The sequence below is a fragment of the Acidovorax sp. LjRoot38 genome (genome assembly GCF_964252975.1).
In the GTDB taxonomy this organism is placed as follows: Bacteria; Pseudomonadota; Gammaproteobacteria; order Burkholderiales; family Burkholderiaceae_C; genus Acidovorax; species Acidovorax facilis.
Genome location: NZ_CAXUPT020000020.1, coordinates 12638 through 37735 on the forward strand (window position 1 = coordinate 12638; position 25098 = coordinate 37735).

The following is a 25098-nucleotide window of genomic DNA, read 5'->3' on the forward strand; positions in this document are numbered from 1 at the left end:
GGAGTTAGCAAACGTGCACCGCGCTCGCCTCGCTTCAACAACTATCTGCTACACGCCTGAGCTGCTCCATGACGAACTGCTGTATTCATGGCTGTGCAGGTTAGCAATCTTGAATGCGTGGGGAACGGGCCGAGACGCAGTGAGGAAAATTTTTGGTGGCAGGACGGTTACACCCAGCCTTACCCTTCCCACTCACTTCGATGCCATGAACGAGCGATACGCGGGGGCGCTGCCACACGACTCTTTCGCCGCTCTTATGGAAGCCAGTACGCTGCTACCGTATCACAGGCCGTTCTTGGATCACGAGCGCTATGCACAACTAATGGAGGACTCGCGCTCAAGTAACTCCCTTGACTTGAAACTGCGGCTTGGTCTCGTTGCAAACCGGTTCGGAATCAACACGCCACACCGCTTTTGCCCCGCATGTGTAGCCGAAGATATTGAGATGAACGGCTGCCACTACTGGCATCGGCAGCACCATCTACCCGGAGTGAACTGCTGCGTCCGCCATTCTCTGCAGTTGCAACAACAAAGTGTCCCAAAGGAAGGCCTATTTGGCCAACCCCTAATGTATCCAGGCCTTCCTAGCGGCGAGGAATGCATAACCCCTGAATGTGGTTTTCAATTCCGATTTGCGCAACTATCAGCGGATCTCCTGCTGGCAGCACTACCGCCGATAAACAATGCCGATCGCTCCAACGTATATCGAAACCGCCTGTCGGCAAAAGGCTTTCAGTCGAGCCGTCGAAGCCTCGACTACCAATTAGTTGCAACTGAGGTGAGGCACTACTTTGCCGACTTCGCTAACTTTCAGCATCAATCACGACTGCTGCAGACCGCCAGAAGTCCTTTGCGCTGGATTGAAGATCTGGTTGAGCGTCCTGACCGCTCATTGCATCCGATATGCCACCTGCTGATGATTGATTTTTTATTTGGCTCCATAGCAGAGTTCAGCTTGGCAGTTGACGCAGAGCGGTCTTCACGCGAAGCGACACGAGGAAGTGCGCACGCGATTCCTCGTGGTGAGACAAAGAAATCCCTACAAGTACCAGGCCTTGAAATAGAACATCTCCTACGCAACCCGTCATTGTCCTGCCGTCAGATAGCTCAACAAACGGGCAAGAGTGTCGGCACCATCGTCAAGTATCGTAGACAGCGAAAAATCGAAGTGAAAGAGCGTCGTAAATTCGTCGGCGCCCAAACTCGAACTTCGATAGGGCACGACTTGTTGTCAGGTTTGGAATTGCAGTCTATTGCCCTTCGTAATGGGGTTTCCGTGCAAACTATATATCGGGAATTAGCGTACGAGAAGGGCACCAAACTGCACCGCCAACGTTCACTTTTCATGGCACAACGAACGTCTCGGCGTGACCGGTGGATGGGAGTGTTAAAAACGCCTGGCGTTGAGGGAATCTCCAAAGCAAGGTCTCTGGGCTTTTCTGACTATGCTTGGCTCTATCGACATGATCGCAGTTGGCTACTTACTTCCAATGCGCAATATCGCAAATCGGTGAGCACGCGTGGTACGGTGAATTGGCCGGCCCGAGATCAGGAGCTCTGCTCGAAAGTTCTCACTAGGATGATCTTGCTATTAAGGGCTGAACCACCCATGCGAATCTCAGTAGCTCGGCTTTGCTCAGGGCTGGGGCAATCCTCTCAATGGCGCCGCGACAAACTACCCCACTTTAAGGCGCTCTTATCACGTTTTTCGGAGACACCTGAGTCGTTCAGAATTCGGAGGGTTAACTTCGCAATCGATTTTTTAGTGCAACGAGAGTCCGACATTAAATTATGGAAAATTCAGCGTGCTGCAGGCCTTCGTATATGGCCTGCGGACCTTATCGCGTACGCTCAACGACGAATCAACGAGCACACCTAAAGGTCTTGGGCACCAACTAACTCTCTAAGCCCCTTCATGGTATTCCTGCCATACGTTCCCACCCCTTACCCAGACGAAGTTCTGTGCTCGGTTCTCACAAGATTTGTAGTTCACAATGGTGAGAGTGTTTTTCGAAAAATATCAAATTCTGTAGCCCACCTCAGTCCCAATCTTTCAATTTATCAGGCAAGCCCGCCTCATCCTGCAGTCGTAGCATTCATCACCGATCAAATGGGGCTACCAGGAAATGAAGTCACCGATAGGTTAACTACAAGTCAATTCTTTCGAGTATTCAACACGGCTCACAAGAGACCGCTGAACCTAGAGACAGCGGGGTATGGAACACGAAGTGGGAGACTTCGGTCCCTTGGATTCATTCCTTGCAATCACCAACCCGCTGTGCGTTTCTGTCCATCCTGTCTTGATGAGGACTTCAAAAAATACGGTGAGCCCTATCTTCATCGAATTCATCAGATGCAGCCCGCATTGACATGCACAGTTCATGAAGAATGGTTAAGAATTTCATGCCCCAAGTGCAAAATGCTTGTTGTGCCAATTAACAGAATGGTACTTCGACCTATGCCCATCGTCTGCGAATGCGGCGCGGATCTACGGTCATTGCCGGTCAGAAAATCGCCAGTAAGCAGTGCCTTCAAGCGATTGAGTAAATTTTGTGCGGATTCAATTTTTTCTAAAAATTCACTGTGGTCGCACGCTCAAGTCAAGTCCGCCGCCAGCGAAGCTCTTGGACTATCGCCGCATGACTTCTCCACAGGATATATCAAATCTCTTATCAAAGTTTACGGTAAGCCAATCAGCATTTCTCCTCACAAATTCGTTATCGCGCCGCCGAGCAGCGACTGCCATCTCAGACTCAATCTGGATTTGGGGAGGTTTAAAGCTGAGGACTTTGCATCCCTCTTCACTGCCGCTGGACTAACCTTCGACGAATCCGCACTATTAATTTCAAAAAATAGAACTGTCGGCATTCACATCAAGCAAAGGAGTCCGAAGTACGTCTACGGTTTGAAGCACGCCGAAGAAGTCCTCCTGAACTTTTCAAAAGCATACCCAGGCGAGGTGGCTACGAAATTCCAGAGATCTCACCCTCGACTCTACTGGCTCCTGAGGATCCATCATCCAGATTCGATTAAAAGATGGTGTCCAAAGTTGAAAACACTGCCGCCGATTGAGAGCGATAGAAAGAAGTTAGGTCGACTATTAAAAAAAAATGGAGATTTTAAAAAAATATTCGCCAGTGCATCGCGCCCCCTCTTTAGAGCAATTATAAGGGACCAGAACTGGCTGATAAGCACCGCAAAATTAAGCCCATCAGATTTTACAGCCCCCCCACTCAAACCGATCACCAAACTTACATCAGCAAAAATCCCTGCCTCCAAAAATTTGAGCACTCCCACCAACAGAAAAAAAGAACATAAAAATCCAAAAATAGATGACATTGAAAGAGACCTCGTATTCGCATTAATGAAGGCGATTCGCATAGAACGGCGCCCTCATAAGATCACCAGATCAAGACTTTCTCAACTATCATCAAGAGGAGTTTCTTCAATTACCAGAGCAACCCCACCCGGCAGTAGGCTGCACACGATGATAAGCAAAATCAACGCCGACAAAGATCGTAGATTGGCACTGTGGGCAGCACAAGCGTTAGCTCTTGCAGAGACAAATATGACGCCTACAACAGTTCTGCTAGCGGCAGGGCTCAACACGACTTCCCGTAACAGGGAACACGCGCGCTCTGCAATCGATTTGCTTTCAAGCGGATTAAGTCGTCAAGCAATTCGTGAATCTTTTAACACAGACCCAGAGCAGATAGCCCGATTACACCGCCTCAACCGAGTCGACTTAAAACCTCTGAATTAATACAAGCGACATCTTCTAGTCAAATATCGCGAATAATCATCTGACTAAAATCCTTCAACTGCTCTGCGGAGGCGGCTTGCCGCCGATGCTGATATTCCGCCCCCGACGAACCCGACCTCCTCAGCGCCTAGAACTTCGAGGGGGCCACGACGGCATTTACAGCACCATCAAACACATAAATTATGACGACAGGGCGTAATTCACTCGTCGGCTGAACCTAAAAAGTGAGACATCAATTAAGTGATGCAGCAAAAGTGACTAAATTGACGATTACCCACAGGACCAACCGTTTTAAAAGCAATTGTCTTAGTGGCCATACAGGAGGCATGTGACGGCAGAGGTATATTGCTGCGGAAGCTAGATGCACTTGACCACAAAGTACACTGCAAGGTGACCATGCGTTCCGTGTCTACTTGACCAGACCAGGGTATGGTGCCGGTTAAAGTTGCTGGGTATAAAAATGGTTCCTGTGCTCCGGCCAACATCAGATCTACCACGAGATGTGGCGTAAGCCTACTGGCGTTCGCTACGAGCATGCGGGAGATACTGGCGGACAATACGCCACGCAACTCGTGCCCACCCAATCACATGATTTCTAAGCCCCCAGAGTCCATGGAGCCTAAAACTAAGCTCAAGGCGCTCCTCCATAGGATTCATACCCAGGTTGACACAACGTTCTCTGGACTGGGGGTCATTGTGTGGGATGGCGTGTCTACGATACCAATCCTCCCTATGCGAAGTGAACAGCCAAGGGGCATCCATGACAAAACCACATTTGAAGTCTTGATGAATATCTCGCGGGAGGGGAGCCCTTTTCACGATGGATTTCACGTCGTTGACACAGCTCTTGCGCTCATCCAGGTGTCAGTCTATTTTTCACCCGCGATTTCCGCGCAAGTGGAGACTCCTGCGAACGGACTGAGGTTCGGTGGGCGCTACCTTGCAGCTGCCTTCGGGTCTTGCCTTGAGGGCGTGATTTGCACGGGAGTTGTGTCGAAGCAATATGGCCCGATAGTTTTTGAGCACGGAAAGGTGGCGTGATGTTTAGCCTTCTTCCGATGACAAAAGTGATTTCGATGCTAGCTGGACTGTATGCGCTGCTGGCTTTTCTTGTGGCGCTTGGAATGGAACGGCTAGGTATTGAGGTCAGCTTCCTTCGCGTGTTTAGCGGTGCGGTAGTGATCGATCTCGGACTACTGTTCTTCGTCTACGTTGGTTGGCGCTGGATATGGGAAAAAGTGCCCCGTCTCAATCAATGGCTCTATCCCGATCTCAACGGAACCTGGGCTGCATCCATTGACTGGGTAAAGGATGGAAAAACTGGTCTTGCACTGGGTACCGTGTCGATCAAACAGAATTTTTTCACGCTTTCTATTGAGATGGATGCCCCACGATCTGAGTCGCGCACCATAGCGCTTTCAGTCAAGAAAGATCCGGAATCCGCGCGGCCCTTGCTCCACTACATCTACGAGGTGAGGGAAAAGTATCAATCGCCCGGGCAGAACATGGTTTACCAGGGAGCCGCGTCTTTGGTCGTCGATGTCGCCACCTATGATCGCCTCAGCGGCAACTATTTCACCAGTCGTGAATCCGGCGGTCATTTCGAGTTCCGACGCACGCTGTAAAAACGATCACCAATATGGAGCCGTTTGGAGGGGGGCAATCTTTGATTGGTCGGCGATTTGAATTGAGGCCTACATGTCGGAGACGCATGTCAATTCTGCCCCCATACCGACTCCGCACCAGTTAGAAACTCGGCCGACGATCAAGAAGACCATCGGTTTAGAAACCCCCTGCGCGATGTCCTGCCAGTGCTTGAGGTCGACGCCTGATGGCAAGGGGGCGTCTTCAGGGTGCGTGTGCCATTCGCCGACGTAGTCTATTGTCTCGCCGCTTTCTTTCCAACGACGCCGCGACACCCGCTGGTGATGTGTGGCATGACGGAAGAATCCGAAACGCCGCTGAACATCTGCCGCCGTCGGGAAGGTAGCTTCTGTCACGTGGGTGTGGGGGCCGCGGCGGTAGCCCATCAGAATGCCGCCAGCCTCGGGTGCGGACGCCGTCAGCTGCCTGAGGCCCAATAGCCGCTCCAATAATTGCGGCTCAATGAGCAGCATCGCGCCATTACGGCCGAATGGCAGTGGCTTGAGCATCACGAGGCCCGCAAGCGGGGCAGGCAGCCAATCGAGAGACGTCCTGATTTTTGACGCCGTAGACGTTCGCATTGGCCATCGCGCTGGTTCGGAATCGCGGGCTTGCCCGTCCGTATTGAAGCCAGTCGACTACAACTTCCAAGCACAGCGCCGCCGCAGCCATCGGTGCGCTGACCGCGTACGGCGTGAAGCCATTGCAGCCCAGTTGTTTGCGCGTGGGCAGCTCTTTCAGGACCGGGAAGCGCTCCTGCCGATAGTGATTGTGCTCAGCCTGCAACAGGCATCGGAAGCATCCGAGGCGGCGCCCCTCTGCCCAGAAAGTCTGGACGCATTCCCCGTTCCCCCGGATCCGTACGTGGAGCACCGGTACTTCAGTGCCTTTGTCCAGGCGCATGGCGTTGATCATCTCGCTCACAATCTCCTCGCCAGTTGCATCAATCACCAGATCCGCATCGAAGAGGTCTGGGAGTCCCTTGACACTGCGGACGCGGGCCCGGATTTTTGCGAATGGGAACTGTCGCTTGAGCTCTTCGGCCAATGCTTCGGCTTTGCTCTTGAAGAGCGCAGGGTAGCCCAGCACATGCCGGCCAAGGTTCTCCGGCTTCATGTCATCGTAGTCCACAAGGTCCAGACATCCTGCACCCGTGCCGGCGCCCAGCCGCACGAGACCCGGTGCAACATGCGAGCCGATGGCACCGCAGCCGACTACGGTGATCTTCTTTCCTTTCAGGTCGGGGAACGTCAGATTGCGGCTGTGGACGAAGTCCGGGCCGAACTCGGTGATCGCCAGCCTACTGATCTTGCTCGTTCCCCCTCTCGTGTGGAGAAATTGGCGATAGAGCCTAGGCTTCCTGGCAGCGCCAAGCCGATGTAGCGGATCCAGATCAAAACCGAACCCTAGCCACCCCAGCGGTGTGTGGATGGCGAACGTTGCGATGGAGTACTTGAGATACTGTGTCTCGCGTTCGAGCACGCGTTGAAGTTGCTGGTACAGCCGGTGATCCCATGCCTGGAGCCACGCGAATAGCTCTTTGATGGTCGCCGGGATTGCTTTCGGTACCGCAGGCCGCGTCTGAGTTGCGAACAGCCAGCACGGACACTTCGTCTCTTTGGGAGGCTGGGCCCCTAACGCCAAGGCAAGCGCTTCGACTTCCTCCTTGTTGTCGGCGACAACGGCGTGCGAAGCACCTGCAATGTCCAAGAACCAGTAGTTCGACGACTGGGTCGTTCGGTCAACGTTCCCGATCAGCACCGAATAGACGGCGGAGGATTCGCCGTGCGACCAGTGCTGCAGGAATTCGTCCTGGATGTCGTCGTGCCTGAAATCAGGGTCATGCCGGATGCGATCCAGCACGAGTTGCGCCTGGTCCAGGCACTGCGCAATCGATTCTGCCGGATCGAACCGGTCCAACACCACTGCGCCAGAGGCAAAGTAGCACAGACCTCCCGATGCATACACGTGCGGCGATAGGGGCGGCAGGACATCGAGGTGATCGAGGATCCTGATCGAGGGGTAGGTCAGAAAGTCCCAGTCGGTGACGCTGAGCCTGACCTTGATCGGCCCGCCCTTACACGGAAGTGCTCCATCGAATGACCGCGTGCCTCGCCGATAGCCGCTGGGCGTGAAGCCGCGCGACCTCAGCAGCCGGAGCGCCTCGCCAAGGAGCGATGCCGCAGCCTCCGGCATTGCTCAGCCTGCGCTTGTCGAATTCACTACTGGGCGAGATACCCGATCTGCGCCGACCAGCCGGACGACGTCGTCGCCGCTGTCCGGCTCAACCAGGTCCGTCCGGTAGGGCACGCGGCTGCCCAACTGTGCTCGGAGGATATCGATCGCGTCACCGGCCAAGTGCGATGCTTTCATTCTGGCTGCCTGGATCTGGGAAGCCAGTGTTGCAGCAAGGGTCGATGCGTGTTGGCGGCCATTGGCATCCAGGCGCTTGTTGAAATCTTCCTTGCCTTCTGCGATAGCGGGCTCGTGCACGTTGCCCTTCAGCGCGATCGACAACGCCCGTGCGGATCTCTCAAGCGCCACGTCGTCGCGCCCACGCTTGGGTTCGAAGGCTTGCGCCACGGCGATCATGATGCACACTGAAGTGGGGCCGTCGCCGGCCTTCCAGTGCAGGTCACGCCAGGCCTTCAGGTAACGGCACACGCGCTGCAGTTGCTCGGTGTGCTCCTCGACACGGTCAAGGAACCACCGAGATACCTCTTCGGGGTCCGACGGTTTCCATTCGCCCGAGCGCGTCGCCATCATGATGTCGACCATGTCCTCCCACTGCTGCAGGGTGAAATCCTCTTCTGCAAATTCTGCGGCGAGCGCTTCACGTGCGTCCGATTTCGCGGCCGCATCGAACACGCGTTTCTCGACGATTTGCGCAAACTGTGCTTCCGGCGCCGCGTACAACGGGATATCGATATGCGCCCAGGCATTTATCTGCACCCGAATGCATGTGTCCTTGCCGCTGTACAGCTTCCAGCCCTTTTCTTTGCAAAGATCCTTCAAGAGGCCTTCGACCAGTTTGAAGTAGAGCTGGGCCATGGCGTGCGGAGGCCCACTTTCCTCCCACACAGACACTGGCAGGTAGACACCGAAGTCCCAGTCCATTTCCTGGGGCGGATGCCAGGCTGGCTGCACGCAGGTTTGGTACGACCACGAGCCTTGTGTCCGGAAACGCGGGGTGACGGCCTTGTCCATGCCCAGCGCCTTGATCGTCGCTTCTCGGATTCGTGGCCTCAAGTGATCGCGGATCTCGTTCTTGGCTTCAACCAGCACCCGGCGCTGGTCCTTGGTAGGTTCGATACTGTTGATGAACACTTCTTCGGCAGTAGCGAAGAGCAGGCGGTTGAGTTTGAGCATGTTTCTTGGGCCTCAGGTGCGTGCGTTCTCGCCGTGGAAGAAGATCGGTTTGGAGGGCGAATGCTCCAAAAAGGTTTGGAATTCCGGCTTGCTGATGCAAACTTTGGAGCGTTGGGTAGCTGCGCTCAGCAGAACTTCGCGGGCGTTTTTGTCTGCAATGTCCAATGCAACAGCACGGGCACGTTCGTCGTGAAGTTCGTCGTCTACATGGCAGTAGTGTTTTCCCAGGCGGTGCGTCAGCATGAAATCGCTCAAGACCTCCTGCGCCGAAATGGAGAGGCCGAAGAGACGCCGGGACATCTTGATCGGCCACCCGCCGCCCCAGTCTCGGACCCCACCTTGCCGGTCTTGTCTGGGGTCCACAGTGAAGCGCGACGACATCGTGCCGACCGCCATCAGGCGGACGTTGTCGATGTCCTGGCCGAAGAACTTGTGGGCCTCATGCAAACCAAGGAGCCCGGGGGCATTGGCGTATAAGCCGCCATCGACATACTGGCTGTTGTTGAAGCAGTGTCTTGGGAAGTACGCCGGGGCTGCGCTGGTGGCCATCGCGACGTCTACGATGGTGAAATGGCGATCCCGCTTGAAATCGACATGATGCGGCGTCTTGAAAACTACCGGTTCACCGGTAGAGTAATTCAGACTCGGGATGATGACAGGGTGTTTGCATGCACCCAAGAGCCGGTCGCCAAATAGCTTGGAGTCAGACAGTAGCTTCTTCAGCGGCTCCGGTGAATAAGGCGACCGCCAGAATCCGAAGAGTGACCAGCGCTTGTCGAAAATCTCCTCCCCGTGGTCGACAAACAGGTCTACGATATCTTGCGCCGGAATCTCAAGGGCAAGTGCCAACGCCAGGATCCCACCGATTGAAGTACCTGTGATCAGATCGAAACGCGATGCAAGCGGCGCTTCGATCTCTTTCTCGACATCCGCTATGACTTTTGCGGTGTACAGCCCTCGGAAGCCTCCACCAGAGAGGGCGAGAATCTGAAAGGGCTTGCGCACATTGTGGGGCATTGGGGATAACTGGTTGTTTCTAGCACTCCGCGATGGCGAGTGCTATGAAACACTATATATGGGTATCAACCAGTGTCAATACACTACCAGTAGCGCAGTATAAACATACAGCCTGCTTTTAAATACAGCTTAATTGCGCCTTGGCTGATCGCTTTCTGCCGCGCTGCGCCACTGGCGTCTACCCTCCCCAAGGTACACATCCAGCGCGCGGTATTTCATCGGCCCTCCTTCACTTCCGAATTCTGGTCACCCACGATTCCAATGGATGGCGCTCCCAGCTGCCGTTCCAGCGGACTCAGCAAGGTGCGCTCCCCCCCTTTGGATTCGAACGATGCAGCAGCCGTCTTGGGCATCAGAACCAGCTCAAGGCCCAGCTCGGACGCCAGCGCCATGGCATTGCTGATGCGCGGGGAGACTTTGCCATCGAGGATCTGCCGCACGGCCAGTGGCGTGAGCCCCGTGTTGGTTGCCAGCGCCGCCAGGGTCACCCCCTGCTCTTGCTTGGCGGCTGACAGTGCAGCAGCGAACTGACCAACGGTTTTCATAAGTAAACTAAAGAAAAAACAACGAATCTTTAGATAAGTATAGCCATCTATCGCTCGCGATGAATACTAGACTATAGAATGAGCCCTAAAAATTCAGTTAACTATAGATTCTGTAAAGCGATGCATTACGACGCCGTCCTCATCCCCATGGACAAGCCCCGTATCCAGCTCCTGGAGCCTTGTATTGCAACGCCCGAGCCTTGAATGGAATCCAGCCCAGGCTGTACTTGCTGGACTGAGGTTGCCCCTGAAAACTGGAGTTTTTACCTCAGCCCGATGCAGTACGAGCAGCGCTGGTACGAGGCACAGCGTAAAAAGGCCGCGTGAACCGTGGGTTATTGACCAGGCCTTTGTGCATTTGAAATTATCTGTACCGCCCTCAACTCAGATTCATGCAAGCAACCGACATGAGATCGCTGAGCCGCGAAGCGCGGCACGAGCGCCGCGTGCAGGTCATCCGACTGCGTAAAGCCGGTAATACCTACGACGAGATTGCAGCGCTCACGGGTCTGAGCCGCACGGGCGTCTTCAACATCTGCAGGCGCCATGCGGCACACGGCGCCAAGGCTCTGCACGACACCATTGGCGGACGCAAGTTCGGAGAAAACCGCTTGCTCGATGCCGACCAGGAGGCCCTGGTGCGAAAGCTCATTGCCGACAAGACGCCAGATCAGCTCAAGATGCCCTATGCGCTGTGGACCCGCGCGGCAGTGGCCCAACTCATTGAGCAGCGCTTTGGCATCCGGCTGCAAGTGCGCACCATGGGCAAGTACCTGGCCCGCTGGGGCTTCACACCACAAAAGCCTATGAAGAAGGCTTACGAGCAGTCGCCAGCGGCGGTCAAGAAATGGCTCGATGAGGACTACCCGGTCATCGCCGCACGCGCCAAGGCTGAAGGAGCCGAGATTCACTGGGGCGACGAGAGCGGGCTGCGCAGCGACGACGTGCGCGGCAGGAGCTTCGCGCCCAAGGGCCAGACACCGGTGGTGCGGGTCAACAACAAGCGCCATGGCCTGTCGGTGATCTCCACCGTGACCAACAAGGGCCAGATGCGCTGGAGCAGCTTTGACGGGGCGCTCAACACCACGATTCTGATCGACTTCCTGCGCCGACTGATCAAGGGCCAGAGCAGGAAGCTGTTCCTGATCCTGGACAACCTGCGGGTGCACCACGCCAAGCCGGTCAAGGCCAGGCTGGCAGAGCACGCTGACGCCATCGAGGTGTTCTACCTACCGAGCTACAGCCCGGAGTTGAACCCCGATGAGATGGCCAATGCAGACATCAAACAGGCGGTGACCAAGCTGGCCCCGGCGCGCACGAAGATGCAGTTGGTGAAGGCCACGGCCAAACACTTGCGCAGCGTGCAACGTCAGCCCGAGCGCATTCGAAAGTACTTCGACCACGCCCCGGTTCGCTACGCTGCTTGAGTCAAGTTCACAGGGGGCGGATCAATAAGAGCTACACGAAACAGGGGCAAGGTCAGTTCTGTCATGTGCGCCAGCCAGATCTCGCGAACAAGCGTCCAGGGAAGTAGTTGGATTCACCTGGTGACTGGTGCAGCCAGCTAGCAGTTGCTGATGGCCTTGATTTGGATCGCCGCAATCAGCCTGAAACTGAATAAGCAATTCTGGGTTAATTTTCACCGGCTATGGTTTGCGTGTAAATCAACAACTAGCCTGCCTGCTGGGTGCCAGCACCCCTTTTTCATCAAGCTTTGCACGCGCTGCCGATATCTCAATGAATCTGGCGCTTTCTCCTCACGTCCCCTGTGCCGACGGGAATTGCACCACCAGCAGGCGGCGACGATGTTGGGCGCTACATCGCGGCCTTGCTGTTGGCGCGCAGTGAGATGCTCTGCAGTGCACCGAAGGAACTTACGCCACCGTGTGGGCGCGCTTGATTGCGAAAGTTCAGGAAGCGTGGGCTCAATCATTTTTAGCCCGCAGTAAAAGCAGCAGCCCTGTTGGGCGATCGCGGACTGGATACGGAGTTTGGCCAGCTTGTTCATTTGGCAGCAGGGGTAGTGTTGAAGCTACTCCCGTTGCCGATATCCGGACAGGTCGGGCGCCGGGGCATCGCACCACTCGGCTATGCGCCAGGTAACCCGGACGCGGCCGGGTTCGCGTTAGCCCGGACAACCAATAATTTATATCGCTGCGTCCAGTCGGCGCAAGTACCGGCTGTTGCACGCATGCGTCATGCTGACTCAACAGGTAACTCGACTTGCTGCGCCGGATCCTTCGCCCTGTGCACAAACAGCTCCACCGGTGGCACCTTGATCAGCGACTCTGCCCGTTCGATGGTGCCGTGCAGCCAAGTGTCCCAGTCCCCCTTTTCCAGCGGAACCACCGTACGTTTGTCCTGCATGTCCGGCGCGCGCTTGGGGTCAGGCCTGTGCATCAGGTTGAGCACCGGCACTTCATCGCAGTTCTGCGAGATCATGGTTTCTCAACAGCAGTAACTGTTACCGGCACTTATCACCAGCGCGCTGCGACCACCAATTCGCAAACGCAAGAAGGTCGGCGTGATGCGAATCCGTGTGTACCAACAGGTCGCCCGCGTTGGGCGACCCGGTAATCCCACGCAAAATCAATGCGCGATGGATCGCGGCATCGACGCCCACGAAGTACGGCAAGTAGTCGTCGACGAAGGCGATCGGCTTTAGGGAGTTGAGCGTGTCGGCCTTAGGGCTCGCGGCCGTTGCCACGTTGTCGGTGGCGTGGACCAGGTGAATCGGGAATCCGTGCAGTCTCAGGTTGTGCTCGCGAGCTGCCCTGAATTCCGCAGGCAAGGCCGTGACGCATACCAGTTCGTAGCCCGCCGCGGCGAGCTTGTGGCACGCCTCAATCGCTCCTGGAACCGGCGGGATCGATGACCAGAACTCGTTGTCGAAGGCCCGCCGAAGCAGATCAAGCCTATCCCCTTCAACTCGCTCCACTTCCCATCTGTCGATGGGCCAGTAGGCGAGCGGATCGCGCTCGCCAGGGTACGTGCCGAACGCCTTCTGCCAAGCGCTGGCATAGGCCAAGCCGTAGTCCAGGAGGACTCCGTCAGCGTCAAGCGCGATGATTCCTTTGGTCATCAGGAAGTTTCGCACAGCAGAGCACGCCTGCACGCGCGGGTTGGGGGGCTCCCTTGTTGTCGGGACTGCTAAGCGGCAACAGTTACGTGTGCCTTCGAGAGGATGTGTTTGCCTCGCGGTGCCCCAGAACTGACGATGCAATGAGACCAACGGCGCCACCAACGATGGCCATGTCGGCGATGTTGAATGCCGGCCAGTGCCAGCCGTGCAGGTGGAAGTCCAGATAGTCAATCACGGACCCGCGCACAGCCCGGTCGAAGGCATTGCCCAGGGCGCCGCCCAGGATGAGGCTATAAGCCAAGCCCTCGAGGCTGCGCACCGGCTTGGCGAGCAGCCAAGCGAGCCAGGCCGACGCGCCCAGGGCGATGGCCAGGAAGAACCAGCGTTGCCATCCGCCGGTGCCGGCCAGGAAGCTGAAGGCCGCGCCGGGGTTCAGTACGTGGACCAGGCTGAAGAACGGTGCGACCTCGCGCGACCAGCCGAGCAGGGTGGTCAGATGAATCCAGGTCTTGGCAGTCTGGTCTGCGGCAAAGACTACAAGCGCAAGGCAATACCAGCGAGCTGGTCGGTTGACATACTTCATCGTTCTTGTTGGTTAGACCAGATCGCAGGGCCGTGGTTGGATTCAGCGCGTTGCCGCACCGTGCTCGGCCGTGAGTGCTATTGACGCGGACAGAATTTCAGCGAGTTCCGGTCTCACAGCATTGGCGCGAAGGCACTGACCGTGGCCCGGCCAGGGTTGCCAAGCGGCAGCCTGCCCGAGAGGTGGCCAAGCGGCACCAGCAGGATCCTAAACAGCTGGCCCGCGGCTTCCCGCACGTCACGCTCACGCGCGGCCAGGGCCAGCATGTACCAATGACTCCGCAGATGAAGCCAGAAGCGCTCTTGGCCAAGCACGTGCGCGGCCTCCAGGACCTTCCACCGGTCAGGTCCTCGGGATCTCGCCCGCTCCACGAGGTGAGCAAATGCTGCCCCGCGCTGCCGATCGTCTATGGCTGTCAGGTTCGTCATTTGAGACTCAGGATGCGCCGGGCACCGTTCAAGACGATCAGACCCACCACGGTGCCGATGACCAGATCAGGGTAGTTGGATCCGGTCATGGCCACCAGGAAGCCAGCCAGGATCACGCCCGCATTGGCGATCACGTCGTTGGCCGAGAAGATGTAGCTTGCCTTCATGTGCGCACCGGCATCCCGCTTCTTGGATATCAAGACCAGGCAGATGACGTTGGCGATCAGGGCCACCAGGCCCATCCCCATCATCAGGCCCGAGACAGGTTCGCTCCCGGCGATGAAGCGTCGAACGACCTCGCTGAGTGCCATGAGCGCAAGCGCCAGTTGCAACCAGCCCGCCGTGTGAGCCGCACGCGTCTTAAGGGCAGCTGCTCGGCCGACGGCAAACAGGGACAGCCCATACACCGCAGCGTCGGCGAACATGTCGAGCGAGTCGGCGATGAGCCCGGTCGATTGAGCGATGAAGCCCATCACGATCTCGATCACGAACATGGCCGCATTGATCGAGAGCAGTATCCATAGCAGCCTGGCCTCGGCCGCATTGTCAGGCGGGTCGATTTCATCGTCGTCACCCATGACCGCGTCCGATTCCAGCAGCTTGGCGCCCAGACCCAACGGCTCCAGGCGTTGCAGGACCTGCGCCACCGGAGCGCCATGCACTGCGGTCAGCTTGCGGTTGGCCAAGTCGAAGGACAGGGATTTCACCCCGGGAACGTCTTGCAGGGCCAACTTGATCATGTTCTCTTCCGATGGGCAATCCATCTTCGGGACATGGAAGGTGCTCTTGAAGCTGCCGGCGGCGCTATCGTCTACCGCGGCCGAATGCACCAGCTTCGCGCCCAAGCCCAGCGGTTCGAGACGCTGCAACACCTCGGCGACCGGCGCGCGATGCACGGCCACCAGCTTTCGGCCCGGCAGGTCGAAGGTGAGCGACTGCACGCCTTCGACGCTTTGCAAGGCCATCTTGATCATGTTCTCCTCGGACGGGCAATCCATCTTCGGAACGGCAAAGGTACTTTCGAATTTTGTGGTGGCGCTCATGGGTATTCCTCGGACTGCATAATTGGAAACCCTCTAGCAACTACAAAGTCAAGCCCGCTGCAAGGGCGGCTCATCCATGAAGATCGGCGACCTGGCCAAGGCCACCAATACGCTTCCCGAAACGGTCCGCTTCTACGAGCGCGAGGGACTGCTGCCGTCCCCCGCCCGGACCGAGGGGAACTACCGCAGCTACACGGCTGAGCACGCCCAGCGGCTCGCCTTCATTCGGCACTGCCGCAGCCTGGACATGACGCTGGCTGAGATCCGCACGCTGCTGCACTTCAAAGACGCTCCTTCCGAGAATTGCGGCGTCGTGGATGAGCTGATTGCAAGTCACATCGAGCAGGTCGTGGTCCGCATCCGGGAGCTGAAGGCGTTGGAAGCCGAATTGCGCTCACTGCACCGCAGCTGCTCGGTTGGCCGTGCCGCGGTCAACTGCGGCATCCTGGGTGGACTTGAGCGCGCGGCCAAGCAGAATTCAAAGAATGTGCGCTCGTTACCACTCGGTTCTTGACGCAGCGCGGCTGCGCGAATTCTTTCGAGCCATCCGCGACAGCGGCTTGGATGTTCTCGATCGAGATGTCTTTCCAGGACGCTTTGCGCCCATCGTGAGGCGCCCGCCCGAGCTCGAATCGGGCGACGAGGCGGTTCCTGAGCGCGAGGCCGTTGTCGCGCGGTTCGGCCTGATCCCTTTCTGGGCCACCGATATGCGCAAGGTGAAGCTGACGTACAACGCCCGCTCCGAAACAGTTGCCACCGCGAGGCCGTTCCAGGCCGCTTGGAAGAAGGCCCAGCACTGCATTGTCCCGGCTGAGGCCATCTACGAGCCAGACTGGCGCTCGAACGTGCACGTGCCCACACGTATCAGCGCGGCCGACGGCAGCCCCTTGGCGATCGCCGGGCTATGGAACACTTGGCATTCGCCTGCAGGAGAGCGCGTTCATACCTTCACGCTCATGACGGTCAACGCCGACTCCCATCCCGTCATGTGCAACTATCACCGCCCAGGCGAAGAGAAGCGTATGGTCGTCCTGCTGGACGAATCCCAGTACGACGCCTGGCTGGACGCGCCCGCCGAAGGCTCGATGGACTTCATGCAGGCTTGTCCGCCTGAGCGCCTGGCAGCCACCGGCGAGCCGGTCGAGCGAGCGCCGGCTAAGGCCGTTCCTCAAACAGCTTCCCTATTCGACTAGCGTGTCGGTGCCCCGGGCACGAAGCTCACGACCTTCGCGTGGCCGGTCGCATGCAGAATCCTGACCTCCTGCCGCAGCGCTTCGTTCACCGAGGCCATGGCCTGAAGCTGCTTGCGCAGGTCCAAGTTCTCGGCGCGCAAATCACGGGCAGTCTCCTGTTCGCGTTTGAGCGCCGCCTTGAGGCTGTCCTCGCTTGCGCCGGGCTCTCGGCCGCTCAGGCGGCGAACCTCCTTCGCGACATCCGGGTAGCGGTTGTGAATCAACGCTGGAGTGACGCCGACCTCGACCGCTAGGGCTGTGATCGTCGGAACGGCCTCGGCACGCTGCAGGCGTGCCAGAGCCTCCCACAGATCGGCGGTCGTTGTGTCTCGATTGCGCCCGCGAACCTCTTCGGGCGCCTGGCGTCGGTCCCATCTGGCTTTCATAGCGGTTCGATCCCCGGCCCCAGCTGCTTCAAGACGTCTTCGACCCGGTGGAGGTCTCGTTGCACGCGCTGGACCGCTGCCGGTCCCAACTCGCGGGCCTCCACTTGGAGCTCCAGTTGGTGGGCGTGTATTGCCTGCCACGCGATCCGCTGGGAACTGTCGATCACAGAGTCATTGCAGGCGCCGCACCGCCACGGCTCATACAGACCGGCCCCGCCACAGCCATCATCCTGGGCCAAGCAGTACGAATGGCCGGTGCTGCGGATATTGATCCAATCGGCCGTCTCCTCGATGAGAGTTTCGCGGCTAGGGAAGTCGTGGGCCCGCATGCTCACGATTCGCTGGCCGGCGCGCCCCGCCAGGGGCGTATCCGCGTGGAGCCAGCCTTCGATCAGCTCGACTTTTCGGGCACTGATCTCCGTGAACAGGTCTTCAAACAGCGCGTCATCTTGCATAGGGTTCGCCGCATACAGCTGCGTCATCTCGATGCTCGAGTGTTTGAACTGCTCCTTGAGGAAGAGGACATTTCCCAGGCGATGCCGCACGAAGGTCCAGGCGTACGCCCGGCGCAGTTGGTGAGGCGAGAGGCGCCAATCAACGCCGGCGTAGGCGGCAAAGCCTTTCATCCGGCCGGCCCAATGCAGGCCGGACACGGTCCGGATCTGCGGTGTCGGGCCTGAATTGCTCAGGAACGTTTGCCCAGTCGATGCGCTTGCTGCTGGGGGTCAGGTTCGACTGCTCGAAGTAGGGCCACAGCTCCCACACGTCGTCGCGGTAACGGCTCAGGACTTGGGTGGCGCCGGCCGGGCCCGGCGCAGAGCTGACGACCAGGTCAGCTGGCGCGCCGTCAGGGGCGGTTGCCGGGGCCATCGATGGTTGTGCGTGGCTAGGCAAGTGCGCCTCCCGAGATGCGGTACCGACTCCAGAATTTCAGAGGCTTGCTGCGGGCGGCCTCTCTGGACTGGGTCACCAGTTCCTCATCGAATTTGTCCATGGTGAACAGGTCAATTTGAGTGCGTATGAGCGTGAAGTATTCAGCCCATTCGCGGGACCTCGTGTTCCTGCTCTCGGCTTCCAGGAACCAGTAGAAGCTGAAGAGGCGGTGCAGGTCTTCACTGGTGCCGACCACGGTGTAGCTGCGACAGCTGAAGCAGCTCAAGAAATACGAGCAGCGCTGGTACGAGGCACAGCGTAAAAAGGCCGCGTGAATCGTGGGTTAAGAACTACACGAAACAGGGGCAAGGTCACTCGGGCCTGGACCGGTGCCTGCGCCGCCATGGGGCGGGCAACCTCAACGCCCTCAAGCCCCAGGAGCCACAGCCTGTGCACAAGGCGTTCAAGAGCTACGAGCCTGGCTATGTGCACATGGACGTGAAGTACCTGCCCCAGATGCAGGACGAATCGCAACGGCGCTACCTGTTTGTGGCCATCGACCGGGCCACGCGATGGGTGTTCGTACAACTCAAGGCCAACAAGACAGCCGCCAGTGCACGGGCCTTTCTGAGGGCATTGCACAAGGCCTGTCCGATCAGGATCACCAAGCTGCTGACCGACAACGGCAAGGAGTTCACGGACCGCCTGTTTGCCAGCAGGGAGCGCGAGCCCAGCGGCAACCATGAGTTCGACCAGTTGTGCCAAGAACTGAGTATCGAACACCGGTTGACCAAGCCCAGAACACCGAGAACCAATGGCATGGTCGAACGATTCAATGGCCGCATTGCCGATGTGCTCAAGACCCACCGGTTCAACAGCCGCGAGGACATGGAGCAGACCTTGCTGCGCTATGTGGTTTTGTACAACCACCAGCTGCCGCAGTCAGCACTCAAGAGCAAGACGCCGATGCAAGCCATGAAGGATTGGTATCAGGAGCACCCGCACCTGTTCCACAAGCGACCCTATGATCGTCCGGGATGCGACACATAGCAGTTTATGTTGGTTGCATCACAGCCCATTCATCCGATTCAAGATGGGTTGGCCGGACGCATACAGTTGATGGAGATGCGGTCTCCGAACTGAATGGTAAATCGGGTCAGGGCAGCTTTCCAATCCCGGATGGGCATGGTGAACCGCCCCGGGGCGGTTCACACCCACCGGGCTACTCATAACGGCGCACTGTGCATAACGACTCAAAACGGTCGCTCAAACGAATAAAAATTCAGGGGACTTCTCGGTCAGATTTCCGCAGATTGCCGCCGAAACACCGTTGCACCTGCCAATGGGCTTCGGTTCGAGGCTCGACGGCGTCTAGATCAACCGGGTCGATTCACCATAGAGCGTAGGGCGGCACTTCAATGTCAATATCTTGTTGAGTGCCACGCGACCCCGTTTTCGTCCATCGTGACTTCTATGGTGGCCTGTGCGATGAGAAAGTTTATGCAAGCAACTGCCTCACCTGTTGCCAGGCTCAGTTGCTGCGCATCCTGTTCTCCGATGGAGCGATGAAAGAGTGCAGCGAACGTATCGATGATCCGTTGAGGCCCGGTAGTCAATGTCTGACGTAACCGATTCAGTGCACTATTTTGGCCTGACCTGAGCGAGTCAAGGCGTTCATGCAGTCCATAAAAGGGCTCGTTGTGAGAGGGGAGTACCAACACATCGTTGGGAACATCCCTCATTAGTTTGTCGAGCCCTTCGTACCACTCCTTCAGCGGATTGGCCTGTGGCTCGCTGGCGAACACCGAAACATTCGACGAAATCTTCGGTAGCACCTGGTCGCCGGAGATCAGCAGTTTCAAGTCGGGGCAGTACAGAGAGGCATGTTCTGGTGAGTGGCCGCCGGTGGTGATGATCCGCCAGCCATATTTACCCAACTGGACGTGGTCGCCGTCCTGCAACCGTCGGTAGCTGTCAGGCAGAGCGTGGATATGTTTACCAAAGCTGCCGAAGCGACTGCGGTAGCTTTCAATGGCTGCCTCCGACCAGCCGGCGCATCTATTGAAGAGCACGCCGTCGGGCGGGGCTTCGCGGTTCGTGTCGGCATGCATCACGCGGCAGGTCAGGTACTCCAGCCGGCTCATGTGCAGCGGCACACCAAAGCGACGCGTGAACCAACCAGCCAAGCCGATGTGGTCTGGGTGCATGTGTGTGGCGAAAACGCCTTGGAGTGGCCGTGCCAGCGGCCCGTGCGCCATGAGGGCCAGCCAGTCGGCCACGGTGTCGGGGTTATTCAGGCCGGTATCTACCAGCACCCAGCCATCATGGGTATCTATGGCCCATACATTGATGTGGTCGAGTCGGAATGGCATCGACAGTCGGATCCAGCGTACGCCCGGGGCGATCTCGACCCAGTGTCGTGACGATGGTGGCTTGAATGGATAAATAAGTGGATTGGCTGCGAGTTCAATCATTGCTATCGTTTCATGAGGTAAGCGACGGTATAGCCACTAGGTGCATCAGACCAATGGCTTTTTAGAATTTCACTGCTTGTTGTCAACCAGCAAGGGTGCGTCAATGGGCATATCTTCTTGGATTACCCACTCGACTGAGTCGAGCCTCAGGCGGGTCAATTGCCTGAACACTTCGATCAAATCGCTTTGCGTGGCGTAGTGAGAAGCCCCTGGCGTTAGCACCGCGCGCAAGGTTGCAGTTTCCCGATGCTGCTTTTTTTCAACGATGATCTGGGCACGTTCTATAGCCGGGATCCGGATGATCAGCTCTTCCACGTTGCGTGGATAGATGAAAATTTCGCGTACTTTGACACCTTGGCCCACTCGGCCTTGCAACAAACTGATTCGTTCGACGAGACCATCCGGGGAATGGGCCAGCGCTTGCGCCACATCGCCTGTGCCAAAGCGGACCAGAGGCCAACCGCTGTCCAGCGTGGTGACCACTATCTGGCCGGGTTCGCCCGGCGGAAGGGGTGCGCCGGTGTGCGGGTCGCAGATCTGGACGAGCCGGTCAGGCTGGACCGTGTAGCCCAGTTGTCCTAGTTCCTCGTAAGCAATCAGCCCGAAGTCGCCGGTGGCATAAGCCGAGAACGTGCGGATTGCGTATTTCTGCTCCAATGCGCGGCGCTTGCCCATCCAGTCACCCAGTTCGCCGCCCAGCATTGCGGAGCGGACCTTCCATTGAGAAGGCAGGTCGTAGCCCATGCGCTCAAGCGTTTCGACCAAGGTCACGAAGAAGGAGGTGGAGGAGCAAATGCAGGTGATGCCCAGTTCCATGATGAGCTGCGCTTGTTGCTCGGCGCCGCCGGGCCCGCAGGGAATGAGCGTCGCCCCGGTGGCAGCAATGCCCGCATCTAGCAATAGGCCGGCTGGAACAAGATGGTAGGACCAGGTGTTGAGTACACGGTCACCGGGGCCGATTCCCGCCTGCCTGAACACATGCGAGAAGCCCTTGCCAGTGTCTTCGTCGAAAGAATGGGGTTCATAGACGGGGCCTGGGGAGACATAAATGCGGCGGATAGATGTGTCGTCGGCAGCGAGAAACCCACCGAATGGCGGTGACTGGCGCTGCTTATCAAGCAGTGAATCCTTACTTGTGACGGCGAGCCGTGCAAGGTCGGCAGGGCCTTGGAGATCCTGCGGCGTCATCATTGCAAGCTGATAGACCGCGCGGATGGCCGGGGCGCGGTCGTAGGCGAATTGCTGCGAAGCACGCAGTAGTCTGAATCGATCGGTGGTGGGTAACGTATGCATGGCGTTGCCGTCCTAGTGGCCCGTGAAGCGCGGGGTGCGTTTTTCGTTGAATGCGGCCAGGCCTTCGTGGAGATCGGCGCTGTGGGAATGCACTTCAGAGGCCAGAAGCTCCAATCGCAGGGCGGTGTCTAGAGGCTGTTGCAAACCATCGTCGACCAGCGTTTTCATGCGGCGCAGGCCAAGGGGGCTCTTCGTGGCAATTTTGTCGGCCACGGCTTGTGCAACGCTTTCGAGCTGGTCGTCGTCCACCACTTGGTTGACGAGGCCCGCTTCCACAAGATCTGCCGCGTCCACGAAGTCACCCGTGAAGAGAAGGTACTTGGCGCGTGTGGGGCCAATGACCCGCGGCAGGCGCACCGACCCCCCCCCTCCGGGGATCAGGCCGTAGTTGGCATGTGCGTCGCCAATTTTGGCGCTCCTTGCCGCCAGCACTAGATCACAGCACAGCACCAGTTCGAGCCCGCCCGCCAGAGTTATGCCGTTCAGGGCGGCGATCACGGGTTTTGGAAAGCGGTCAATCCGGTTCATGGTGGACAGTACGCTGTCCAGAAAGCCACTGGTGCCACTTTCGCCCGCTTGCGTCTTGACGTACTTGAGGTCGGCGCCCGCGCAGAAGGCCCGTCCAGTGCCCGTCAATACGACGGATATCACGTCTCCGCGGCTCTGTGCTTCGTTGAGTGCGTGGTCTATTCCCCGAAGCACCGCCGGGGTCAGCGAGTTCATTGCATCAGGTCGGTTCAGGCGAATCCACATGGTGCCTTTTCGTACGTCTGTAATCACAACCGGTGTCGACATCAGGGGTTCCTTGCTGGCTTGCGTGTTCATGGATCGATTCTGCTTTTGCCTCTGTTTTGAGGGACATGGGGTTTTCCATTACCCATAGGTTAAAAATTCTACCCTAAAGTAAAACAATTAAACAAATGGAGTTCTTCATGCGAAGTAAGAGCAGCCCGCTCATGTTCCCGCTATCGGGTATCAAGATCGTCGAGTTCGAGGGGATCGGCCCAGGGCCCTTAGCTGGGTTCATGTTGATGCAGATGGGCGCTGACGTTACTGTGGTCGGGCGGCCAGGTGCGAGCGCATTGCCTGATGAGCTCACTCCGAAGGACGGGGCGCTCTTGTCGCGCGGCAAACGACGCGTCACATTGAATCTCAAGAACGACGAGGACAAGGCGCGGGCGCTGGACATGGTCGCGCAAAGCGACGGGTTGATTGAGGGCAACCGCCCGGGTGTGATGGAGCGCCTGGGTTTGGGTCCCGATGTATGTGGTGAATACAACCCGCGGCTTGTGTATGGGCGCATGACGGGCTGGGGGCAGGATGGGCCGCTGGCTCAGGCCGCCGGGCACGACATGAACTATGTCGCTCTCACTGGGCTCATGTCGATCACCGAGCAACCGGGACACCCTCCCATGCTTCCACCCACAGTGGTTGGGGATGCTGCCGGCGCCCTCGGGTTTGCATTTGGCATGGTGTCGGCGTTGCTAGGCGCGCGGGATAAGGGCCAGGGCTGCGTGGTTGACGGCGCCATCATTGATGTGTTGGCAATGCTGTCGCCGCTCGTGCAACTGATTCGTCAAGGTGGCGGATTGGAAGGCAGCGAACCCAGTGTCTTCCATGACTCACCCTTCTACGACCGCTATCTGTGCAGCGATGGGCGATACATCACGGTCGGTGCAATCGAGCCACAGTTCTATGCATTGCTGTTGACGCAATTGCAGCTGACGGATGTCGACCCCGCACGGCAAATGGACAAGACTTTGTGGCCGTCTCTCAAGGCGCGGATTGCGCAGCGCTTTGCTTCCCAACCTAGTACGTACTGGAATGCACTGATGGAAGGCACTGACAGTTGCTTTGCGCCGGTGCTCACCATGGCCGAAGCCGCCGCTCATCCCCACAACGTGGCTCGTGGTTTGTACAGCGTGACTGAGCAGGGCGATATTGAGACTGCGCGGGGCATGCGATTCCTGCCGCTTTGCTGAGCCGCGAATGTGATACCAAGGGTAATCCCTGGCAAGCAGTTGAGAATTTTACTGTACAGTAAAAACATCTTACGCAAAGTAATTTATTTGACTTTCATGGATCAAGAAGATCCGCCACGGAGAAATGCGATGGAAGATATCTATGTGGTTGGTGTGGGGATGACGCCATTCGGACGGCATCTGGACAAAGACATCAAGGCGCTCACACGCGAGGCCACGGCGGCTGCTTTGGCGGACGCGGGATTGGAAAAAGAAGACTTGGAAGCGGCCTTTTTTGGGAACACTTCCCAGGGGCATATGGATGGCCAGCACATGATTCGTGGGCAAATTGCGCTGCGGGCCATGGGGATTGGGCGCATTCCGGTGGTGAACGTCGAAAACGCTTGTGCAAGCGGCTCGTCGGCGTTCGTTCTAGCCTGCAATCACCTCAAGTCGGGTGCTGGCGATGTCGCTTTGGCTGTTGGTGCAGAGAAGATGTTCTCATCCGACAAGCTCAAGATGTTCTCGGTGTTTGACAGTGCCTGGGATCTCTCGCGTGCAGAAGAGATTCGTGGGGAGTTGATGAAGATGGGGCGCGACGTGGCGGTGCCCGAGGGGAGTACCTCACCCAGGCCGTACAGCGTTTTCATGGACGTGTATGCGGCGTTTGCACGATCGCACATGCGCACTTTCGGGACGACGCAGCGCCAGTTAGCCGCCGTTTCATCCAAGAACCACGCGCACTCCATGCACAACCCGCTGTCGCAGTACCGGATGGCTTACAGCATCGAAGAGGTGCTCGCCGCGCCGCCGATCACCTACCCATTGACTCTGCCCATGTGCTCCCCGGTGTCTGATGGCGCAGCAGCAGCCATCATTTGCACACGCTCGGCGCTTATGCGCTTGAACATCGATGAAAAGCGTGCCATCAAGGTGTTGGCGGCAGTAGTGCAAAGCGGTTCCGACCGGAGCGAAGACGACTACACCAACCACTGCACAGCACTGGCTTCGCGCAGGGCATATGAACTGGCAGGTGTTGGCCCAGCAGATATCTCGGTGGCCGAGGTGCACGATGCCACGGCCATGGGTGAAATCATTCAGACAGAAAACCTCGGTTTCTGTGAGTTCGGCATGGGCGGTGTGATTGCCGAGCGGGGTGATACCCGGATTGGTGGCCGCATTCCCGTTAATCCGTCCGGCGGCCTGGAGTCTAAGGGGCACCCTGTTGGGGCCACCGGTATTGCCCAAGTCCATGAGTTGGTAACTCAGCTTCGCGGGGAAGCCGGACTGCGGCAGGTGACTGACGCAAGGATTGCGCTGGCAGAAAACGGTGGCGGTCTTGAGGGCATTGAAGAAGCTGTTGCCTGTATCACCATCTTGGCGCGCTGAGCGCTGCACTCAATAA

25 protein-coding genes and 2 pseudogenes are annotated in these 25098 nt (G+C 57.8%); 10 read left to right on the top strand and 17 right to left on the bottom strand.

Annotation, left to right across the window (positions count from 1 at the left end; all coding sequences use genetic code 11):
• The first annotated feature begins 13 nt into the window (after positions 1–13).
• From ACSQ22_RS24040 to ACSQ22_RS24055, 4 genes and pseudogenes are all read left to right on the top strand, one after another.
• Complete coding sequence (locus ACSQ22_RS24040) at positions 14–1879, top strand: TnsD family Tn7-like transposition protein (protein ID WP_082564902.1); 1866 nt, start codon at positions 14–16, stop codon at positions 1877–1879.
• A gap of 36 nt (positions 1880–1915) precedes the next feature.
• Positions 1916–2374, top strand: a pseudogene (locus ACSQ22_RS24045) (TniQ family protein); the annotation flags it as partial.
• Between the two features lie 84 nt (positions 2375–2458).
• On the top strand, positions 2459–3763 hold the full coding sequence (locus ACSQ22_RS24050) for a hypothetical protein (protein ID WP_233250702.1): 1305 nt from the start codon (positions 2459–2461) through the stop codon (positions 3761–3763).
• 1040 nt (positions 3764–4803) lie between these two features.
• On the top strand, positions 4804–5388 hold the full coding sequence (locus tag ACSQ22_RS24055) for a hypothetical protein (protein ID WP_056642858.1): 585 nt from the start codon (positions 4804–4806) through the stop codon (positions 5386–5388).
• A gap of 69 nt (positions 5389–5457) precedes the next feature.
• On the opposite strand, the gene ACSQ22_RS24060 is transcribed toward ACSQ22_RS24055, so the two are convergent.
• The 5 genes from ACSQ22_RS24060 to ACSQ22_RS24080 all read right to left on the bottom strand — a co-directional run bounded on the left by ACSQ22_RS24060 (position 5458) and on the right by ACSQ22_RS24080 (position 10338).
• A complete protein-coding gene (locus tag ACSQ22_RS24060; protein WP_158276489.1) occupies positions 5458–5916 on the bottom strand; it encodes a Mov34/MPN/PAD-1 family protein in 459 nt (152 codons plus the stop codon).
• A complete protein-coding gene (locus tag ACSQ22_RS24065) occupies positions 5888–7603 on the bottom strand; it encodes a ThiF family adenylyltransferase (protein ID WP_056642852.1) in 1716 nt (571 codons plus the stop codon). Before ACSQ22_RS24065 ends, ACSQ22_RS24060 begins: the two co-directional genes overlap by 29 nt.
• Before the next feature lie 3 nt (positions 7604–7606).
• Positions 7607–8776 carry a CBASS cGAMP synthase gene (locus tag ACSQ22_RS24070; RefSeq protein ID WP_056642848.1) on the bottom strand — a complete coding sequence of 390 codons (1170 nt, stop codon included), beginning with the start codon at positions 8774–8776 and terminating at the stop codon, positions 7607–7609.
• 12 nt (positions 8777–8788) lie between these two features.
• Entirely contained in the window at positions 8789–9793 is a 1005-nt protein-coding gene (locus tag ACSQ22_RS24075; RefSeq protein WP_056642845.1) for a CBASS cGAMP-activated phospholipase, read from the bottom strand.
• A gap of 215 nt (positions 9794–10008) precedes the next feature.
• Positions 10009–10338 (bottom strand): helix-turn-helix domain-containing protein, encoded by a 330-nt coding sequence (locus tag ACSQ22_RS24080; protein WP_056642842.1) that lies wholly within the window; start codon positions 10336–10338, stop codon positions 10009–10011.
• Between the two features lie 392 nt (positions 10339–10730).
• Here ACSQ22_RS24080 and ACSQ22_RS24085 point away from each other — a divergent pair, with 392 nt between their 5' ends.
• Complete coding sequence (locus ACSQ22_RS24085; protein ID WP_056642839.1) at positions 10731–11765, top strand: IS630 family transposase; 1035 nt, start codon at positions 10731–10733, stop codon at positions 11763–11765.
• 212 nt (positions 11766–11977) lie between these two features.
• Here the strand turns inward: ACSQ22_RS24085 and ACSQ22_RS24090 are convergent, their stop codons facing one another.
• The 6 genes from ACSQ22_RS24090 to ACSQ22_RS24115 all read right to left on the bottom strand — a co-directional run bounded on the left by ACSQ22_RS24090 (position 11978) and on the right by ACSQ22_RS24115 (position 15474).
• The gene (locus ACSQ22_RS24090; protein ID WP_082564900.1) at positions 11978–12346 is read right to left on the bottom strand and encodes an HNH endonuclease; all 369 of its coding nucleotides are present in this window, start codon (positions 12344–12346) and stop codon (positions 11978–11980) included.
• 188 nt (positions 12347–12534) lie between these two features.
• Positions 12535–12780, bottom strand: coding sequence for a hypothetical protein (locus tag ACSQ22_RS24095; protein ID WP_199227788.1), 246 nt, complete (start codon positions 12778–12780; stop codon positions 12535–12537).
• Positions 12781–12802: 22 nt separating this feature from the next.
• The gene (locus ACSQ22_RS24100) at positions 12803–13420 is read right to left on the bottom strand and encodes a 5' nucleotidase, NT5C type (RefSeq protein WP_020228492.1); all 618 of its coding nucleotides are present in this window, start codon (positions 13418–13420) and stop codon (positions 12803–12805) included.
• Between the two features lie 82 nt (positions 13421–13502).
• Positions 13503–14003: a signal peptidase II gene (lspA, locus tag ACSQ22_RS24105; protein ID WP_020228493.1), complete on the bottom strand. Its 501-nt coding sequence runs from the start codon at positions 14001–14003 to the stop codon at positions 13503–13505.
• Positions 14004–14116: 113 nt separating this feature from the next.
• Positions 14117–14431 (bottom strand): DUF3703 domain-containing protein, encoded by a 315-nt coding sequence (locus ACSQ22_RS24110; protein WP_020228494.1) that lies wholly within the window; start codon positions 14429–14431, stop codon positions 14117–14119.
• Positions 14428–15474, bottom strand: coding sequence for a cation transporter (locus tag ACSQ22_RS24115; RefSeq protein ID WP_056642836.1), 1047 nt, complete (start codon positions 15472–15474; stop codon positions 14428–14430). Before ACSQ22_RS24115 ends, ACSQ22_RS24110 begins: the two co-directional genes overlap by 4 nt.
• A gap of 76 nt (positions 15475–15550) precedes the next feature.
• On the opposite strand from ACSQ22_RS24115, the gene cadR reads away from it, so the two are divergent.
• Positions 15551–15988, top strand: a complete 438-nt coding sequence (gene cadR, locus ACSQ22_RS24120) for a Cd(II)/Pb(II)-responsive transcriptional regulator (protein ID WP_020228496.1) — start codon at positions 15551–15553, stop codon at positions 15986–15988.
• Complete coding sequence (locus ACSQ22_RS24125; RefSeq protein ID WP_082564899.1) at positions 15960–16667, top strand: SOS response-associated peptidase; 708 nt, start codon at positions 15960–15962, stop codon at positions 16665–16667. The genes cadR and ACSQ22_RS24125 overlap by 29 nt, the downstream gene beginning before the upstream one ends.
• Here ACSQ22_RS24125 and ACSQ22_RS24130 read toward each other — a convergent pair.
• The 3 genes from ACSQ22_RS24130 to ACSQ22_RS24140 all read right to left on the bottom strand — a co-directional run bounded on the left by ACSQ22_RS24130 (position 16664) and on the right by ACSQ22_RS24140 (position 18221).
• A complete protein-coding gene (locus ACSQ22_RS24130; RefSeq protein WP_020228498.1) occupies positions 16664–17092 on the bottom strand; it encodes a hypothetical protein in 429 nt (142 codons plus the stop codon). The genes ACSQ22_RS24125 and ACSQ22_RS24130 overlap by 4 nt on opposite strands.
• Positions 17089–17745, bottom strand: coding sequence for a tyrosine-type recombinase/integrase (locus tag ACSQ22_RS24135; protein ID WP_108499779.1), 657 nt, complete (start codon positions 17743–17745; stop codon positions 17089–17091). The genes ACSQ22_RS24130 and ACSQ22_RS24135 overlap by 4 nt, the downstream gene beginning before the upstream one ends.
• 233 nt (positions 17746–17978) lie before the next feature.
• A complete protein-coding gene (locus ACSQ22_RS24140) occupies positions 17979–18221 on the bottom strand; it encodes a hypothetical protein (protein WP_056642833.1) in 243 nt (80 codons plus the stop codon).
• A 119-nt stretch (positions 18222–18340) separates the two neighbouring features.
• On the opposite strand from ACSQ22_RS24140, the pseudogene ACSQ22_RS24145 reads away from it, so the two are divergent.
• A pseudogene (locus tag ACSQ22_RS24145) lies at positions 18341–19015 on the top strand (DDE-type integrase/transposase/recombinase); the annotation flags it as partial.
• A 371-nt stretch (positions 19016–19386) separates the two neighbouring features.
• On the opposite strand, the gene ACSQ22_RS24150 reads toward ACSQ22_RS24145, so the two are convergent.
• From ACSQ22_RS24150 to ACSQ22_RS24160, 3 genes are all read right to left on the bottom strand, one after another.
• Positions 19387–20439, bottom strand: a complete 1053-nt coding sequence (locus ACSQ22_RS24150; RefSeq protein WP_056642830.1) for an MBL fold metallo-hydrolase — start codon at positions 20437–20439, stop codon at positions 19387–19389.
• Positions 20440–20508: 69 nt separating this feature from the next.
• A complete protein-coding gene (locus ACSQ22_RS24155) occupies positions 20509–21732 on the bottom strand; it encodes a phenylacetate--CoA ligase family protein (protein WP_056642827.1) in 1224 nt (407 codons plus the stop codon).
• Between the two features lie 12 nt (positions 21733–21744).
• Positions 21745–22557 carry an enoyl-CoA hydratase/isomerase family protein gene (locus ACSQ22_RS24160; RefSeq protein ID WP_231940633.1) on the bottom strand — a complete coding sequence of 271 codons (813 nt, stop codon included), beginning with the start codon at positions 22555–22557 and terminating at the stop codon, positions 21745–21747.
• A 95-nt stretch (positions 22558–22652) separates the two neighbouring features.
• On the opposite strand from ACSQ22_RS24160, the gene ACSQ22_RS24165 reads away from it, so the two are divergent.
• Together ACSQ22_RS24165 and ACSQ22_RS24170 are read left to right on the top strand one after the other, a co-directional pair.
• The gene (locus ACSQ22_RS24165; RefSeq protein WP_231940634.1) at positions 22653–23714 is read left to right on the top strand and encodes a CaiB/BaiF CoA transferase family protein; all 1062 of its coding nucleotides are present in this window, start codon (positions 22653–22655) and stop codon (positions 23712–23714) included.
• A 129-nt stretch (positions 23715–23843) separates the two neighbouring features.
• Positions 23844–25082: a thiolase family protein gene (locus tag ACSQ22_RS24170; protein ID WP_056642825.1), complete on the top strand. Its 1239-nt coding sequence runs from the start codon at positions 23844–23846 to the stop codon at positions 25080–25082.
• Positions 25083–25098 lie beyond the last annotated feature (16 nt).

Excerpts from the sequence above, each read along its gene's own strand:
- ACSQ22_RS24050 (WP_233250702.1), top strand. The coding sequence starts at position 2,459 with ATGCCCATCGTCTGCGAATGCGGCGCGGATCTACGGTCATTGCCGGTC.
- ACSQ22_RS24055 (WP_056642858.1), top strand. The coding sequence starts at position 4,804 with ATGTTTAGCCTTCTTCCGATGACAAAAGTGATTTCGATGCTAGCTGGA.
- ACSQ22_RS24060 (WP_158276489.1), bottom strand. The coding sequence starts at position 5,916 with ATGCTCAAGCCACTGCCATTCGGCCGTAATGGCGCGATGCTGCTCATT.
- ACSQ22_RS24065 (WP_056642852.1), bottom strand. The coding sequence starts at position 7,603 with ATGCCGGAGGCTGCGGCATCGCTCCTTGGCGAGGCGCTCCGGCTGCTG.
- ACSQ22_RS24070 (WP_056642848.1), bottom strand. The coding sequence starts at position 8,776 with ATGCTCAAACTCAACCGCCTGCTCTTCGCTACTGCCGAAGAAGTGTTC.
- ACSQ22_RS24075 (WP_056642845.1), bottom strand. The coding sequence starts at position 9,793 with ATGCCCCACAATGTGCGCAAGCCCTTTCAGATTCTCGCCCTCTCTGGT.
- ACSQ22_RS24080 (WP_056642842.1), bottom strand. The coding sequence starts at position 10,338 with ATGAAAACCGTTGGTCAGTTCGCTGCTGCACTGTCAGCCGCCAAGCAA.
- ACSQ22_RS24085 (WP_056642839.1), top strand. The coding sequence starts at position 10,731 with ATGCAAGCAACCGACATGAGATCGCTGAGCCGCGAAGCGCGGCACGAG.
- ACSQ22_RS24090 (WP_082564900.1), bottom strand. The coding sequence starts at position 12,346 with ATGAACAAGCTGGCCAAACTCCGTATCCAGTCCGCGATCGCCCAACAG.
- ACSQ22_RS24095 (WP_199227788.1), bottom strand. The coding sequence starts at position 12,780 with ATGATCTCGCAGAACTGCGATGAAGTGCCGGTGCTCAACCTGATGCAC.
- ACSQ22_RS24100 (WP_020228492.1), bottom strand. The coding sequence starts at position 13,420 with ATGACCAAAGGAATCATCGCGCTTGACGCTGACGGAGTCCTCCTGGAC.
- lspA (WP_020228493.1), bottom strand. The coding sequence starts at position 14,003 with ATGAAGTATGTCAACCGACCAGCTCGCTGGTATTGCCTTGCGCTTGTA.
- ACSQ22_RS24110 (WP_020228494.1), bottom strand. The coding sequence starts at position 14,431 with ATGACGAACCTGACAGCCATAGACGATCGGCAGCGCGGGGCAGCATTT.
- ACSQ22_RS24115 (WP_056642836.1), bottom strand. The coding sequence starts at position 15,474 with ATGAGCGCCACCACAAAATTCGAAAGTACCTTTGCCGTTCCGAAGATG.
- cadR (WP_020228496.1), top strand. The coding sequence starts at position 15,551 with ATGAAGATCGGCGACCTGGCCAAGGCCACCAATACGCTTCCCGAAACG.
- ACSQ22_RS24125 (WP_082564899.1), top strand. The coding sequence starts at position 15,960 with ATGTGCGCTCGTTACCACTCGGTTCTTGACGCAGCGCGGCTGCGCGAA.
- ACSQ22_RS24130 (WP_020228498.1), bottom strand. The coding sequence starts at position 17,092 with ATGAAAGCCAGATGGGACCGACGCCAGGCGCCCGAAGAGGTTCGCGGG.
- ACSQ22_RS24150 (WP_056642830.1), bottom strand. The coding sequence starts at position 20,439 with ATGATTGAACTCGCAGCCAATCCACTTATTTATCCATTCAAGCCACCA.
- ACSQ22_RS24155 (WP_056642827.1), bottom strand. The coding sequence starts at position 21,732 with ATGCATACGTTACCCACCACCGATCGATTCAGACTACTGCGTGCTTCG.
- ACSQ22_RS24160 (WP_231940633.1), bottom strand. The coding sequence starts at position 22,557 with ATGAACACGCAAGCCAGCAAGGAACCCCTGATGTCGACACCGGTTGTG.
- ACSQ22_RS24165 (WP_231940634.1), top strand. The coding sequence starts at position 22,653 with ATGGAGTTCTTCATGCGAAGTAAGAGCAGCCCGCTCATGTTCCCGCTA.
- ACSQ22_RS24170 (WP_056642825.1), top strand. The coding sequence starts at position 23,844 with ATGGAAGATATCTATGTGGTTGGTGTGGGGATGACGCCATTCGGACGG.